This is a genomic window from Dyella humi, assembly GCF_044904605.1.
Taxonomy (GTDB): domain Bacteria; phylum Pseudomonadota; class Gammaproteobacteria; order Xanthomonadales; family Rhodanobacteraceae; genus Dyella_B; species Dyella_B humi.
In genome coordinates this window covers 42,095-57,113 of the sequence record NZ_JADIKI010000020.1, presented here as the reverse complement: position 1 = coordinate 57,113, position 15,019 = coordinate 42,095, and the positions used below count along the sequence as shown (strand labels likewise).

Below are 15,019 nucleotides of genomic sequence, written 5' to 3'. Positions count from 1 at the left end.
TTGAGGGTGTTCGAAACCGAGGCCCAAGAAGTCAAATACAGGGCTCATTGCGAACCCACGTTAGAGGAAGCCGCTGGTGTGAACGATTCGGCGGCTGCGCGCTTGGGCGTGTCGGCTGGGCACCAGGTCTTGAGGCGCTTGCCCGCACGGAACAGATCGATGCATACACGCATTTCGGCTTGAAAGGCCAAGTCAGGCGTGTTTATCGGGCAGCCATACGACAGTGGCTTGCCGTCGTTGTACTCAGCGATGCAGGTCGACAGTGGCAATGGCTTGATCGGATGCGGATCGCCAACCAGCGACGACGGCGGCAGGTTGAGGCGCTCATCGCGATCCATGGGCGAGGGTGGCGTGGGAGGCGCGCCGCACAGTAAGTTGGAAGCCGTACTGCGCTTGGTGGGATCACACATGCTTTTGGTGATCGCCTGGATTGCATCGCCTATATGGCGACCCACAGCACCACCAGCTGTCTCGTTCGGAGGCGGAAAATATTTATCGAAACGCGTGGGCTTGAAGTGCATGGGATTGATGTCGTGCTGCATGATCTGACGATCGTCCGCAGGCTTGGCCGGTTTGGCCCCGACACTTGATGTGTCCGTCAGCGCGGGTGGTAGCCGTAAATTGATGGCGGCCGGTGTGGCCACGGAAGCCGCCGGCACAGGTGCTGCCGCATCATCTTGCAGGACCATCGCATCATGACGTGGCCTCTCGTGCGACACGGGGCGAACGCGTGGCGCCGCCGCCTGCTGCGGCGACACCAACTTAGGCAGCATGGGTGGCGCAGGCGGCGGAGTGGCACGCCGCATACGGGTGCCATCCAGCAGACGCACTATCAGCACCTGATCGCCATCGACAGGTGCTATCGGCCGCATCGCAGACCACAGCATCAGCGCGAACAGCGCGTGTAGTGCTAATACCAAAGCCAGCACGAATACCCGCGCTCGACGCGTCAGCGCCGGCTGTCGCCAGCGCATGTGGTCCAAGGTCTGATGTTGGCCGTGCTCGGAACGTTCGATGACACAGCCTCATTCAAGCCAATTACCCGCGTAAAACTTACGCATACCGTCAGCGCGTGTTGCGGCTAACGTCGGTAGACACGTTCTTTCATCAAGGGTTCCCTTGATAGAGAGCTCAACGAGGAAACCGGGGCCGAGGAGACTAAATGCCCTCTGGCTTGGTGTTCGGGAGATTCACGGGGAAACTTCAGCATTCAATGCTATACGCATGTCGGTGCGGATCACGCTATGAATCCGTGCGCGCGATTCATCGAAAGGATATCTCGCCCGGCCCGTCAGCTACGCGTTCATCGCGCAACTGCGGCGGCAAGGTTGTTATGTGCAGTTACCAAACAAAAGATGCCCGTAATAAAACGTGGCAGGGACAATGTGAGCGCCGCGACGGAGCAGAGGGATTATCCCGCCGCCATCAGCAAGGTCTTGGGTTCAAGATACGCGCTCATGCCCCATCGACCCATCTCGCGGCCGAGCCCGGAGTGCTTGAAGCCACCGAACGGTGCGCGTGGTTCGTGGGCGAGCGTGTTGACGAGTACGCGGCCGGAGTCGATCTGGCGCGCCACGCGCTCGCACCGTTCGAGGTTTTTGCCTAGTACGATGGCGCTGAGGCCGTAGCGCGTGTCATTGGCAATGGCGATGGCGTCGGCCTCGTCGTCGTCGTCGTAGGGAATAATCGTGAGCACGGGGCCGAAGATTTCCTCGCGCGCAATGCGCATGCGGTTGTTCGCGCCGGTGAAGATCGTCGGCTTTACGAACCAGCCGACGCGCAGGCCGTCGGGCCGGCCCTCGCCGCCAGCGAGCACTTGTGCGCCCTCCTCGATGCCGAGGCGGATGTAGCTCTGTACGCGTTCCCACTGTTTCGCGCTGACCATCGGGCCGATGTCGGTCGTAGCATCGCGCGGATCGCCGGACTTGACCTGTGCGACGGCTGCCTTCGCGACCTGCTCGAATTCCGCTAGCCGCTGCCGTGGCACCAGGATGCGCGTGCCTGCGATGCAGGCTTGACCACTGTTCATGAACCCAGCCTGCAGCACCAGCGGCATGATGGCGGCGAAGTCCGCGTCGTCAAGCACCACGGTCGGCGACTTGCCGCCTAGCTCCAGCGTTACGCGCTTCATCGTCTCGGCACCGGCGCCGACCAGATGCTGACCAACCGCGGACGAACCGGTGAACGAGATCTTGGCGATGTCGGGATGGCGCGCGATGGTTTCGCCGACCACGTCGCCGCGGCCATTGACGATGTTGAACACGCCTTTGGGGAGACCCGCTTCGTGCAGCGCCTCGACGACGACCTGCGTCTGCATCGCACTCATTTCGCTGGGTTTGATAACAGCGGTGCAACCGGCCGCCAGCGCCGTCGCCAGCTTGTTGCAAATGAAGCCGGCATCGCTGTTCCACGGTGTGATCAGGCCAGCCACGCCGACCGGTGTCAGGATCACGCGCGCGCTGCCAGCTTGCTCCTCGAACTGGAAGGATCGCAGCGCGTCGATGGCCTGCATGATGACGTCGGCCGGATAGGTTGCCATCCAGCGACCACGCGTGTGCGGCGCGCCGTATTCGGTGACGACGGCTTCCATCAGCGCATCCTCGCGCGCCGCGATGGCTTTATGCATGCGCTGAAGCGCATCGATGCGCTCCTCGCGCGTGGTGCGCGACCATGCTGGAAACGCCGCCTTGGCCGCAGCGATCGCGCGCTGCGCGTCCTGCTCGTCACCCAGCCGAACCTGGCCGATGACTTCCTCGGTGCTGGGGTTGTGCAGGTCGAACCATTCCTGGCCGTGTGGCACGACGAATTCGCCGTTGATGTAGATGTGTTCGATACGCTGCATGTCGACTTCCTCTGGAAAGGTGAAGGTGCCCCGCCAAGCTGGGAGAGCCGGCACTGGGGCGTTGCACAACGCAGTCTAGGGATGGATCATTGTTCTGATAATCCGATTTATAGTGAATGGCATATTCCGAATATCAGGATAATCCATGCATCGCACGGGAATGACCGAACTCGAAGTGATCCTTGCCGTCGCGCGTCGCCACAGCTTTCGCGGCGCGGCGCAGGAGCTGGGCATGTCGACCACGGCGGTGAGCGGTGCCGTGGCCGGGCTTGAGGCGCGCCTCAAGGTGCGCCTGTTCAACCGCTCGACGCGCAGCGTGGCACTCACCGACGCGGGGCAGCGTTATGTAGAGCGTATCGCCCCGGCACTCGCCGAAATCCACAGCGCCGGCGAAGAAGCCGGCAGCGGACCCGACACGCCCAGCGGCACGCTGCGGATCAATGCGCCGCAGGGAGCGGCATCGCTGCTGCTGGAACCTCTGTTCGGCCCTTACGCGCAACGCTACCCCGAGGTGCGCATCGACCTGGTGAGTGAGTCGCGCATGATCGACATCGTGGCCGAAGGCTTCGACGCCGGCACCCGCCTCGCCGAATCAGTGCCGCAGGACATGATCGCCGTGCCGCTCTCCCGCGACCTACGCATGTTGGTGGTGGCGACGCCCGAATATCTGGAACGCCACGGCACGCCCAAACATCCGCGCGACCTGCTCAAACACCAGAGCATCGGCATGAACATGTCGCACGGTGGCATCTACCGCTGGGAACTGGAGAAGAACGGCCGCAAGCTGCAGATGGACCTGCCAGTGCGCATGGCACTCAACGAGCTTGCCGCCATCAAGCAGGCGGTGCTGCTTGGACTGGGCATTGGCTTCATTTCCGAATGGCTCATTGCGGAGGAACTACAAGCCGGCGTTCTGGTGCCCGTGTTGGTTCCGTGGTGCCTACCCTTCGGCGGCCTGAGACTTTACTACCCAGGTCGCCGTTTCGTGCCCGCGCGGCTGCGCGCGCTGATCGAACTGGTGAAGGAGTTGCAGCTGACCTCGGGCTGAAACAGGTTCCCCAATTTGTTGACCTATCTTTGTTCAGCAAGCACGCGTTTGATCGTTGGGATGTCCCCACATGCCACCGCGTCGTATTCCGTCTTTCCGTCGGCCCGTATTTCACATTTGTCTCCCACCGCCGCTGCAGGAATGCAATCGACGCAATGAAGCATAGGAGGAATGAAATAGGCGCCGTTTTGATGCGCGGTTTGCGCGCTGGTGATCAACAGATAGCGACGGTTGTCACTGTCTAGCTCCATGAAGCGACGGAGATCGTCCTGCTTTGCGTCCCAGTTATCGACGTAGAAAAACACGCGAGCATGTTTGGGAGCAGTGGCCAGCACATCGCGCACGCGTGCCGGACTCAAACTATAGGAGTAACCCACGCCCACACCTGGACGTAAAACTTTGTTTTGATATTTTTGCGCGAATGTCAGGTGGTAGAAGCGCGCAGGAACGTAGTAAAAATCGATCTGCTTCACCGTGGCATCCGTCGCGGGATCACCGGAAAAGTAGATGACTCTGCCCTTTTCCGCCCCATACTTGCGCAACACCTGCAACAACGACACGAAGTTTTCAATCGCCTCGGTTTTCGACGAGGCATGGGCAATCAGGTTTTCGTGCTCGGGAAAGCCGATCAGCGTGTAGCCCCGGTCAATCAATTCGGTTCCGACACAGAGGTAGTAATCCCGTGCTGTTGGATTTGCCAGATCAAGCCATGCCGTATCGCCAAGCGCACGCTGACGGGGATCGATCATGGCCGTTGGGCTGAACGTCTTCGTGCCAAGCTGCCCTCCACAATTGAGCCTCTGTGGAGGAATGGAAAGCGAGACGGACTCATTGACGCCTCCACCCAGAATGGTGTGCGGCACGAGCTGCTGGAGTTTGTCGGCAATCCGACCGGCCGAATTGAGATCCTGTTGGCGAATGGTGCCCCACACGCCGACATAGGTCACATAAATCATGCCCGGATCGAGACCGGCAATCGTGTCAAAAACGTGCTTCTGGTCAGTGACGCTAAATAAGCTCATCCGCGCGTTGACCACGCCTTTGGCGATGGCAGCGTCCAGCGAATGGGGTCTCATCTGCGCTGGAGCAGGCATCGTGTCCTGGGCCATAGCCAACACATTCACACCGCCCAACAAAAGAAAGAGGGCTAAGGCTCTCGTCGATTTCATTTGCATGACCGTAACCGTCGTTGGGTAAGCGTTATCCGTAACAGCTACCATAATTGATTTCGGGGTCTCTTGGTTATACGGACTGAGGTACTTCTTGATTCGATAAATCGCTTTTTATAGTTGATCCCGAAAGTCGGACAACCCATGAGCGAACAGGCATCCAAACAATTAGCGTCACCCAATACAGAAATTGACTCTGCCATCGACGGCAAAAACACCGCATGGTTTCGATTGATCGGACCGCATACCCGCGATAACACGGGCTAATCACCCTGGGCAGTCCACTGAGGAGCTACCCTAATGGGTAGACAATTGAATGCCGTTGAGGTTAGGAAACCGCATCATTAAACCCCAGCCGAAGTGCTGTACACCGCCGCCAAAGTTATCATCCAGCAGCACATCAACCTCATTCTTGCCTTTTTTTAGAGGCAAATTAAACGCTCCGTTGTCAAGCGACAGTCGTCCATCTGGTGGCTTGCTCGCGTCCGGAACACCATAGAGATTCTTATCGGCGTAGACCAGCTCGCCGTTTACGAAGACCCATGCTTCGCGCGTCCATCCGATAGAAACGTGTTTGACTTGTGCTTGCTCGGACGTTACCTCTGTCTTGAGCCAAGTCGCAATGATCGCGTTCCCTTTTTGCGAGTCGCCCAGGGCTGCTGTTACGTTGACAAGGCCGGTAGGATCCGCACGCAGCACGTGCTTGAACGCATTCGTAGCGGGGAGAGATTTGATAGGTGGGGTGACGCCCGTGTTCTGACCTAACTTCGCATCGAAGGTGGATGGCATGATGAATGCGTTCGACGCCAGCCAACGTGTGACGAAATGGGCGTCGCCTACGGCAACACTCGGTGATCGTTTTGGAGTCTCTGTAGAGGCGGCCGGGGCAATCGTCAGATGCGCGTAGGACGCAGGTCCGTGAAGTTTGATGGTTCCGCTGTCGAATGCACCAACTAGAAGATTGTCTCGCGGCGCAGAGACCAGTGTGCCGTTAACCCAAACATGCATGAGTCGACCATTCACGGATAGCTTTACGTGATTCCAGACATTAGCTCCAAAAGGTGCTCGTGCTTGGTTGTCGCCAAACAAATCCCATTCAAAGATTCCATGGTCGATCCGCATGTACTGGACACAGTCATCCGAGGTCGCACAGTCGGCGGACGGTCTGAAATAGAGCGCGTCGCCCGTATTATCTTGCATATGAAAAGTCAGACCTACGTTGCCGCCCGGCGACTTCATATCGAATTCGATCGTCCCACTGGAAAAATTCATTGTATTGAGCTCGGCACTACCTCCTTGGGCGATAACGATGGCGCTTTTATCGACCAGGAATGTAACGTTTCCTTTTGTCGTCCAGGCAGTCGCGATCATTGGCGCTGTGCTGGGAGCCTGGTCGGTAGCTTTTAGTGGCGCGATTGAAGCAAGCGCAAGTACAGCCGAAATACTCAGTCTTAGGTGCGTTGCTTGGAGGGAAATGCGCGGCGTGAATGAGGCACGATCCATGATGATTTATGTAGCTAGCGGCGTATGCCGGGACAGCCAACATAGGCACTGACGAGCCGAATGAACAACACAAATGTTGTCAACCGGACAAGCAGCGTTGCGAAACGGGCAAGACCTGCAGCCAAGTGGATGAGCATCGCGTGATCGGGTCTATATGCGCCATTGGTTGGAAGCCACCCTTCCCTACCCTCGATAACCCCATCTAATTGCCCTGCTCCTCAGATGGGATGGCTTTTTCATGAGTGATCAATCTGTTTTACGCGCAGGCACTCAGCACGTTCGATTGGCTTTGCGATGTTTTGGTCAATTGGACCTTTCTAGTCGAAGCTGATGTCATGACGATGCGGCGTACCGACTGGTTATGAAGCAATGATTTGCGATTTCAATGCGAGGGTTACCGCGGCGTCGCTGCACGTGCCCTTCACCTCTGCTCTGCGTGGCAAAAGTTGATCGCTATTGCAAGATTGAAATCCGGGCGCCCGGCTAACGCCTTGACACCACCTTTCATAACGAATTCACCACACGACTGGCGATGGAACGCCCGCTCCCCACAAGTACTCAAGAACGTTTTCGCGTGTCCGCCCGCACGGGCGGCTTGACACCTTTTGCCTGCCCCTAAGTCGAAACGCCCTCAGTAACACACGTGCAAACCACCACTAAGGAGACATGGTTATGAGTAAGCGTGTATCCCAGAGAGGCACTCGCACCATTTATTTACTCGGAAGTGTCATCGCCGTCATGGCGTTGGTTGTGCTTTTGTCGGCAGCCTGTGTTCAACCACCGTGGTTCGCAACCTGGTATGCGGCACCTCAGAACTACAACATCCTTTACCCTGGCGTCACCGTTCCACCTCTCGCCATCTCGAATCAGTCAGTCCGCCAGATTGTCCACACATCGCATGGTGGCAGCCTGATCCGCGTCAAGCTGTCCAATTTCTTCGGAACCACACCTGTCACGTTCGCCGAAGCCCATATTGCACGCAGCACGGGCAACGGCGGCATCGACCCTGTCACTGATCGCACGCTCCGATTCGGCGGCAAGGGCACCGTAACGCTCGCACCCGGCGAAGAACGATGGAGCGACCCAGTCTACCTTCAGGTACCGACGCAATCGGATCTGGCGATCAGCCTGTACGTGCCGCTGAACACGCCCGTCGTCACCACCCACACGATAGGTATGCAAACCAATTACCTATCACCGGGCAACCAGGCGGGTGCCGCGATGATGGGCAATGCCACGACAACTACCATGTACTTCTGGCTCAGTGAGATTGACGCATCGACAGCTGATGCATCTGGCAGCGGCACCGACCTGGCGACGCATCCGTACAAGGTGGTTGTGACGTTCGGCGACTCGATCACCGACGGATACGGTTCGACCGTCGATGCCAACCGCCGCTGGCCCAACGACCTCGACAATCGCGTGCAGTCCGCCACTGAAGACCTGGGCCGCGTGAGCGTGGTCAATGCTGCCATCGCCGGCAACCGCTGGATCTACGACGGCGTCGGCCCTGCCGGGGTGACACGATTCGCCCACGATGTTGCCGGTGTTTCGGGCGCGACCCACGTCATGATCCTGCTGGGCATCAACGACATCGGCATCGGCGAGCTGATTCCGCAGCAAAACGTTTCCGCCGATCAGATCATCGCGGCCATGCAGGCCACCATCGCTCAGGCGAAAGCCAGCGGGATCAAAATTTACCTGGGGACAATAACCCCTTACAACGGCGCCTCGTATTACGACGCCGCAGGGGAAATGAAGCGCGAGGCCGTGAACGCCTTCGTGCGCTCGGCGAACGGCGCCGACGGCGTACTCGATTTCGACCAGATCGTACGAGATCCGTCCAATCCCACCGCCCTATTGCCCGCTTACGACAGTGGCGATCATTTGCATCCCAATGACGTTGGATACCAGGCGATGGCGAACTCCATCGATCTTGGCGTGCTCGAAAACTGATACTCGACCGCAACTAGCGATCGATGATGGAGGGCGGCGCCTGTTTCGGCGGCGACCGCCCTGCTCCTTTGACTGTGTCATATCGATTCAGTGTGAGGAGACGTAGTCCGATGCCGCTTGCGCGGGAGGTATTGCAAAGTTTTCCCTCATGCGTCGCACTTCCGCGAGTGGCGGTAGACCGAAAAGTCGCTTGAACTCTCGGTTGAACTGCGAGGCGCTTGCATACCCCACCGTGTATGCGGCCGCCTCGGCTGTCATGCCTTCGCGCACCATCAACAGACGGGCCTGGTGCAAACGCGTGGATTTCACGTACTGCATGGGCGACGTCTGCGTTATCGCCCTGAAATGGCTATGGAACGTGGGTATGCTCATGTTCGCGTCTTTAGCCAATTGCGCCAGATTGATCGGTTGCGCATATGAAGCATGAATTCGGCGAAGTGCTTTCCCTATCTTGCCGAATTGCCCCTGCATTCCGAGGGCTGAGCGCATGGCCATACCCTGCGGCCCAGTGAGTACGCGGAAATAAAGTTCACGCACCAGGCCTGGTCCCAGAATCGCTGCTTCCAGTGGTTGGCTCATGGCCTCCAGGAAACGAAGCACAGACGTTCGCAGTGCGGAGTCCATGGGAGTGGACATCATGCCAAGCGGCACATCTTGGTCAACTGGCGAGTGATGGCGATTGATCTGGATCATTAGCTCAGCGGCCATCTGAAAATCGAGATGCATATAGATGGCCAGCAGTGGGTGCTCAGGCGTGCCATCGGATTCCATCGTGAACGGAACAGGCACGGCAACGGCCAAGTAATGCTGCTCGTCGTAAAGATAAGTTTGGTTACCAAAATAACCACGCTTGCGTCCTTGACAGACGATCACGATGCCGGGGTCATACAAAACCGGCGTTCGGGACAGCATTCGATCCGAACGCAGGATGCGCACGCCGGGCAATGCCGTGAGGTTGTATCCCTCCTCAGGCGCCAACGCTCGAACGAGCGCAACCATGCGCTGCTGTTCGTCTGTCGAGGACTTCTTGGTTTTTCCGAAAGAGTGTCGACTCATAAGAATAGGCAAGAAAGACACAAAATAAGGCGTCAAAAATAGGGCTTTAGAATCGTATTGTGCACTATCTGTTCTTCAGGAGTAGTCGCCATGGCAGCAACCAAAACTTTGCTTATTACCGGCGTTAGCAGTGGTTTCGGCAGAGCCCTCGCTCAGGAGGCACTTGCTGCTGGTCATCGCGTGGTTGGAACCGTGCGAAGTGAGCAGGCTCGTCGCGACTTCGAAACGCTTGCCACCAGCAACGTCATAGGCCGCATCCTCGATGTCACTGACTTTGATGCCATCGACGGCGTCGTGGGCAACATCGAAGCGACCGTCGGCCCGGTAGACGTGCTGGTCAACAACGCCGGATATGGCCACGAGGGTGTTCTGGAAGAGTCTCCTTTGGAGGAAATGCGACGACAGTTCGACGTGAACGTGTTTGGCGCTGTGGCCATGATGAAGGCCGTGCTGCCCTACATGCGAGGGCGACGCAGGGGGCACATCCTCAACATCACTTCGATGGGCGGCCATATCACGCTACCTGGCATTTCCTACTACTGCGGCAGCAAGTTCGCTCTGGAAGGCATTTCCGAAACAGTCGGCAAGGAAGTGAAGCCTTTCGGTATTGCCGTCACGGCGGTAGCTCCCGGCTCGTTCCGCACGGACTGGGCAGGACGTTCGATGGTCCGAACGCCCCGCTCCATTCCTGATTACGACGGGCTGTTCGACCCTATCCGGGAGGCCCGTCGGCAAAAGAGCGGAAGGCAGCTTGGGGATCCCGCAAAAGCGGCGCGGGCAATGCTCGATGTGATCGATAGTGACTCACCACCAGCGCATCTGTTGCTCGGAAGCGATGCGATCGACTTGGTGCGTCAGAAGTTGTCTTTGCTGGCGGAGGAGATCGACGAGTGGGAGACAATCACGCGCTCGACGGATGGTTGAGAGGCAAGTCGAATCGCCATCGCATTTCGCGCAGACTAGCGCGCGCCGGTAGGCGTAAGCCTTTTCAACCCACTCGCCACGATGTCGCCGAAGACCGTTGGATCGCCATAGGCTCGCGCCGCCAACATGGCGCCATACACCATGGCCATGAACACCTCCGCCTCCTGGCGGGCTGATCCCTGCAATTCAAAGCGCCCCAGCTGCGCGCCTCTGGTCAGCACGATTTCCAGCCAATTCGACAAGTCGCGAAAGTGGGCGCGCACGTCCTGGGCCAAGTCCGTCGGCAGTGTTGGCAATTCGCTGGCAAGCATACCGGCCACGCAAAATGGCGCGGAGGCATCGGCGATGCACTTTTCCCAGTAGCCGGTGTACATGCGGAGCTGCTCCTCAGGATCGAAGGCACCGCCGCCGAGCGTACGCGTCTGCTCCACGATGATCGCACGGGACTGTTCGAGCACCGCCCTTGCCAAGTCCGACTTGGCCGGAAAGTGATGGTGGATGCTTGCCTTGCGCACCTGAACTTCTTCGGCGACATCGGCGTAGCTAAAGCCGTTGTATCCGCGGGTCTGGATGAGGTAGCGGGCCGAATCAATGAGTTTCTGTTGCGTCGTCATGAGTGCCATTCTACCACTAGGTAGATCGCCGGATAGTCTTGCCCGCTTATACGGCCTTCTTGACAGATTAATCTACCTACTAGTAGGTTATTGTCACTTATCCACGGACACTCTCCATGAACTCGCTTCGGAACTTCTATTTCCTCCGCGCCGGCGCCGCCTTCATTTGGGTTGCACTTGCTTTCCTTTCAGCGTCAGCACCGGCGCTCGTGGTGGGCGCACTGCTCGTGCTCTATCCCGCCTGGGATGCGCTCGCCAATGTGATCGACGCGCAGCGAAGCGGAGGGCTCCTGGTCAACCCCGGGCAGAAGTTCAATGCGCTCACCAGCATCGTCACTGCGTTGTGCATGGCCGTTGCCTTTGCTCTGCGCGGCAACGCAGGCGGTGTGCTGGTGTTCGGCGTCTGGGCACTCCTTGCAGGCCTATTCCAACTGGCAGTGGGTATTCGGCGCCGCAAGCTTGGCGGCCAGGCTTTCATGATGATCAGCGGTGCGCAGTCGGCCCTGGCGGGCGTCCACTTCGCTGTAAAGTCTTTCGGGGCGGCGCCCACGATTGCCCAGCTCGCGCCCTACGCTGCGTTCGGCGGCCTGTATTTCCTGTTGTCCGCGCTTTGGCTGACTTTCAAGCGGAACCGCACGGATGTAGCTGCCGAGTGACTGGGGCAATCCTGCCACCAGATCCGTTTTTCGCTTGGCCGGCATTGGACGGGCCTGCCCGCGATAACCCGATCCAATCGCCGGGTTCTGATATCACCAGCTAGCCTGAGGTTTTCGGTAGTTAGATAGGGCACTTGAACCCGTGCAGGCCAATGCTTATATAGGCATGCGGACCAGTTCCGCAGGTGACACGCCCACGATTGCCGTGAAGTCGTTGATCATGTGCGCCTGATCGGTGAATCCGTTCGCATACGCGATGTCCGCCCAGGTTGCTCCTTGAGCCCATGCCGAAAGCACTCTTTCGATGCGGGCAATGCGCGCGAATTGCTTCGGCCCCATTCCAAACATCGCGCCGAAGTTGCGACACAAATGCCGCTCACTCACGTCAAGTCGAGTGGCGAGTTGCCGCACGCGCAAACAAGGATCTCGCCGCAACAAGGCTGCAGCGCGGGACACAATCGACTCGGCTCGGTTTGGGCGCAGACTTGACAGCAAAAATGCACGCATATGGGAAAATCGCTCAGCGCTGGTCGCCGCCTCCGAAAGCTTCTCTGTCAGCAGGGCTACTCGACGGGCACCGAAGATGTCGTCAAGCCCGATCCCGGCGCCGAGGAAATAACGAGGGCGCTCGCCCATAAGGCGCATGGCTGCCTCGGGCTTGAGGCGAACCCAAATCATGCCGAGTGGCCCGCACGGTAGCGAAGTGGCGATGCCTGCCTCCAATATGGTTGCAAAGTGGCGGCGTTGGCACTGGTGATGAAGGGAAAGCGGGGATCCGAATTGCTTTGTCGAGCACATGGGTGTGCGGTAGTGCACTACAAGGTGCAGACCGTAGCTCGGGGTGAACTTGAAACTGAGTGCCCTCGCTTGATGTGGAGCGGCGACATCCCAATCCGCCATGGTGTCCACGACATCGCGCAACGCGGATGATGTGTCCAACACTGGCCCCGCATATTTGCTCGGACACAACACGCTTGGCATGCCGAACCGACGCAGATGGACGTGGTGCTTGTTATCGGATTGATCGTACGAAGGCCGCATTTAGGGAACCCTTCTCTTTCAAGCACTCGCTAACGTGGCAAAGATCGGAGGTCGATCACGTCTCACTTTGCGAGTATCAGCTTTTTCGTTCGAATATCAGCAGCTTTGAGGTCGCCGATGGATAGAGCTTGCGGTCCCACATTGATGACCTGCGCTTCGGCAAAGGCCATTCGCTTTCCGAGCGAGCGCAGTTCTCACCGAACTCGACCCTGTCGTGTTGTTTATCGTGACATCCAAAGGGTGAAGGCAATGGCATTGCCGGCGACCAACGGCGCGAACAAGCGTGAATCTCCGCTACAAGTCCGCTATTCATTGCGGACGCCAGCTTCCCGGAAGATGTCCATCGACTTGGGCTCTGCGAGGGGATGTCGTCGCCACTGCCAGCGACTATACGGAGCCAAAAGTACACTGCATTGTAAAAATCGGACGCTCGAGGCCGCGAGGACGCGTTCGCGCGCCTCAGACAGCCCCGATCAATTCCTTTTCCGATGTCTGTCTTGGCTATCTGCTGAGCTTCATTGATCGCGCTGAGATGTTGACCTCATCCGAATGAACTCGCCTTGCCACTTCACGAAGCAAGCCTCACGTCAGGCGAGTTGTTTCGGCGGTACCTTTAAATGGCTTGCCCGCAACAATCGGGTAGATTCGGGATCGGATACTGCCGCGTCCTGGGATTGCTTCAGAAAGTCGAGGTATTCCTGAGTCATTGCTGGTGTTGCAACTTCGAGCATCAGCCGGTTTTCCAGCCAGAACTCGATCACGTGAAAGAATGGCTTTTGCCCCGGTACGCCGCGGCCGAAGGTCCTGACGCGCCAGCCCTCCCGGACGCCGATCGCCTCGACGTCTTCCACCTCGTGCGGTACTGACAGAAAAACATGGAATGGCCAGGTTTGCGGCGGCGACGGATTTTTAGCAGCGATCACCTGGTCGTCATAGTCCGGTATGTTGAGCGTCGTGTGCTCTGGGTAGACCTCGAACGATGTGCCGTTCGCGTCGTTGCTGGCCGCCATGAAGGCGCCTTCGAGCGGGTGGAACGGAATGCACGTCCCGTTCATCAGTTCGGCCAGAACTTCGGCAACCTTCCGCGGTTCACGCGCCGGAATCGATACGTGATGAATCATGTGTATGTCCTCTTTGGCAGGATATTTCGATAGGCGTCACGTGCTTCGGACGGCTATTGGCCCACTGATCGAACATGCTGAGGCGTGTTCCTACGTGAGACGTCGTCGCCAGCGTTAGCGACTATACGGAGTCGAAAGCATACTGCATTGCAAAAATCGGACGCTCGTGACTGCGAGCGTGCATATGCGCGCCCCAGCACCGGTAAGGTCAGCTATGGGTCGGAAGTGGATACTTTCTTGTTAGACGCCAAGTCACGGCCTATTCGCCGCACTAGGGCAGCAATGCAGCCGCTCTCCCCTACCCCTAAACCTTGAGGAGGCAAGCGCAAACCTACCCGCGATGCGGATGACGGTATTGGCAACAGTACATTGCAAACGGTCAGTTGGCTGGGTGACGTGATGACCTATCAGCATAAGACCGAGACCAGTGAGTGCAACGCATCGGCAGGATCAACGGCAATACTAGTCAATTGTACGGACACGACAACGATCAGCAATTTATATTTTTCTGGTAACCACATCACGGGGATATATACCTCACATACCACATTTAACGCGATAGACGCGAATGTACAACTTGCTGGCTATTGCACGGGAGCCGCACTATTCACTGGAACGCTTACCATTAGCTATTCATCGGTACAGACGCAGTCAGGTCCAAACGGAGATACGGGGACTGTGGTGATGGCCCCTGTTGCGTTAGACGGCACACTGACCTGTTTGGGACTGCCGCTCACCTCGGTGAAGGTGAAGATGTACGATCAGAGTGTAGCTATTGGTACACCTCCGCCCCGGGGCGCAGATTAAACCAGGCTATCCGGTTAATGTGAATGTTGTCTCCCCAACCTCTTTGTATTAAATCTTGGCATGAATCCGGTATTCGCAAAGGGCTTAAGTTGAATGCCCATCAAGTGTGGCCGTCTATTCGTTGGACGGCCACACAGAGCGTTCTATGCGTGTCACTGGAATGCGTCTGTGGACTTGAGAAGTGTTTCTAGCCGACTTCATACACACCTTGGGCTCCCCGTCCAATGAGCGACAGCAATGTCCCCTTTAACTACCTGAGTGCCTTCACTAGCGAAGCCATCG

Annotated in this window: 12 protein-coding genes; 4 read left to right on the top strand and 8 right to left on the bottom strand. The window is 57.9% G+C overall.

The window, feature by feature from the left end; translation table 11 throughout:
* Positions 1–44 precede the first annotated feature (44 nt).
* A complete protein-coding gene (locus ISP18_RS00680) occupies positions 45–974 on the bottom strand; it encodes a hypothetical protein (RefSeq protein WP_380016008.1) in 930 nt (309 codons plus the stop codon).
* A 437-nt stretch (positions 975–1,411) separates the two neighbouring features.
* Positions 1,412–2,842, bottom strand: coding sequence for an aldehyde dehydrogenase family protein (locus ISP18_RS00675; protein WP_380016009.1), 1,431 nt, complete (start codon positions 2,840–2,842; stop codon positions 1,412–1,414).
* A 145-nt stretch (positions 2,843–2,987) separates the two neighbouring features.
* Between ISP18_RS00675 and ISP18_RS00670 the strand changes: the two genes are divergently transcribed.
* The gene (locus ISP18_RS00670; protein WP_380016011.1) at positions 2,988–3,890 is read left to right on the top strand and encodes a LysR family transcriptional regulator; all 903 of its coding nucleotides are present in this window, start codon (positions 2,988–2,990) and stop codon (positions 3,888–3,890) included.
* A 23-nt stretch (positions 3,891–3,913) separates the two neighbouring features.
* Here the strand turns inward: ISP18_RS00670 and ISP18_RS00665 are convergent, their stop codons facing one another.
* Complete coding sequence (locus ISP18_RS00665) at positions 3,914–5,065, bottom strand: hypothetical protein (RefSeq protein ID WP_380016013.1); 1,152 nt, start codon at positions 5,063–5,065, stop codon at positions 3,914–3,916.
* Positions 5,066–5,356: 291 nt separating this feature from the next.
* On the bottom strand, positions 5,357–6,430 hold the full coding sequence (locus ISP18_RS00660; RefSeq protein ID WP_380016015.1) for a family 16 glycoside hydrolase: 1,074 nt from the start codon (positions 6,428–6,430) through the stop codon (positions 5,357–5,359).
* Between the two features lie 804 nt (positions 6,431–7,234).
* Between ISP18_RS00660 and ISP18_RS00655 the strand changes: the two genes are divergently transcribed.
* A complete protein-coding gene (locus ISP18_RS00655) occupies positions 7,235–8,518 on the top strand; it encodes an SGNH/GDSL hydrolase family protein (RefSeq protein ID WP_380016017.1) in 1,284 nt (427 codons plus the stop codon).
* Positions 8,519–8,605: 87 nt separating this feature from the next.
* Here the strand turns inward: ISP18_RS00655 and ISP18_RS00650 are convergent, their stop codons facing one another.
* Positions 8,606–9,517: an AraC family transcriptional regulator gene (locus tag ISP18_RS00650; RefSeq protein ID WP_380016019.1), complete on the bottom strand. Its 912-nt coding sequence runs from the start codon at positions 9,515–9,517 to the stop codon at positions 8,606–8,608.
* Between the two features lie 147 nt (positions 9,518–9,664).
* Here ISP18_RS00650 and ISP18_RS00645 point away from each other — a divergent pair, with 147 nt between their 5' ends.
* Entirely contained in the window at positions 9,665–10,498 is an 834-nt protein-coding gene (locus tag ISP18_RS00645) for an oxidoreductase (protein ID WP_380016021.1), read from the top strand.
* Positions 10,499–10,533: 35 nt separating this feature from the next.
* Here the strand turns inward: ISP18_RS00645 and ISP18_RS00640 are convergent, their stop codons facing one another.
* Positions 10,534–11,112: a TetR/AcrR family transcriptional regulator gene (locus tag ISP18_RS00640; protein ID WP_380016023.1), complete on the bottom strand. Its 579-nt coding sequence runs from the start codon at positions 11,110–11,112 to the stop codon at positions 10,534–10,536.
* Between the two features lie 116 nt (positions 11,113–11,228).
* Between ISP18_RS00640 and ISP18_RS00635 the strand changes: the two genes are divergently transcribed.
* A complete protein-coding gene (locus ISP18_RS00635; RefSeq protein WP_380016025.1) occupies positions 11,229–11,768 on the top strand; it encodes a hypothetical protein in 540 nt (179 codons plus the stop codon).
* Between the two features lie 156 nt (positions 11,769–11,924).
* On the opposite strand, the gene ISP18_RS00630 is transcribed toward ISP18_RS00635, so the two are convergent.
* Complete coding sequence (locus ISP18_RS00630) at positions 11,925–12,707, bottom strand: helix-turn-helix domain-containing protein (protein WP_380016027.1); 783 nt, start codon at positions 12,705–12,707, stop codon at positions 11,925–11,927.
* A 689-nt stretch (positions 12,708–13,396) separates the two neighbouring features.
* Positions 13,397–13,930, bottom strand: a complete 534-nt coding sequence (locus ISP18_RS00625) for a hypothetical protein (RefSeq protein WP_380016028.1) — start codon at positions 13,928–13,930, stop codon at positions 13,397–13,399.
* Between the last annotated feature and the right edge of the window lie 1,089 nt (positions 13,931–15,019).